Below are 487 nucleotides of genomic sequence, written 5' to 3'. Positions count from 1 at the left end.
AAAAGCCACATTCACCAACAACCCGCACCGATAAGTATCATCCCCAAAAGCTTCGCTACCGAAAGTCTGCTTGCCAACATTATTTTAGGCAAATATCAGTATGCGCTTCCGCTGTATCGTCAGGAAAGCTTGTTTTCCCAGTCAGGTATCGAGCTATCGAGAACCTGTAATGATCCTGCTTTTTTGGAGAGTTTTTAAGCCATTTTTTGCATTTGTTGGTATTTTTCATTTGGCGTCAAATAATCAATCCCGCTATGACTTCGTTTATAGTTGTAAAAACGAATGTAGCTCTCTACTTCCATTACGATTGATTGATGATTAATAAAGATTAATTCGTTTAAACGCTCTGATTTTAAAGAACTTCTGTTCTCATACCCTTAAGTTCTTTCTTCACTCATGTGAAGGGAGAGCCGACTGGCATTGAGTTCATCGACTCAACGAGCATTAAAGTGTGTCATAACTTGCGCATACCACGGCATAAGGTCTT

3 pseudogenes are annotated in these 487 nt (G+C 39.6%); 2 read left to right on the top strand and 1 reads right to left on the bottom strand.

The features are described 5' to 3' along the window. A pseudogene (locus EYW48_RS21445) lies at nucleotides 1–165 on the top strand (transposase); the annotation flags it as partial. A 29-nt stretch (nucleotides 166–194) separates the two neighbouring features. Here EYW48_RS21445 and EYW48_RS21440 read toward each other — a convergent pair. Further along, nucleotides 195–359: pseudogene (locus tag EYW48_RS21440) on the bottom strand (IS3 family transposase); the annotation flags it as partial. A gap of 3 nt (nucleotides 360–362) precedes the next feature. On the opposite strand from EYW48_RS21440, the pseudogene EYW48_RS21435 reads away from it, so the two are divergent. Continuing rightward, nucleotides 363–487: pseudogene (locus tag EYW48_RS21435) on the top strand (transposase); the annotation flags it as partial.

Origin of the sequence: Vibrio sp. 1180_3, from assembly GCF_029478545.1 — a bacterium.
In the GTDB taxonomy this organism is placed as follows: domain Bacteria; phylum Pseudomonadota; class Gammaproteobacteria; order Enterobacterales; family Vibrionaceae; genus Vibrio; species Vibrio aestuarianus.
This window is presented reverse-complemented; position numbering and strand designations above follow the sequence as displayed.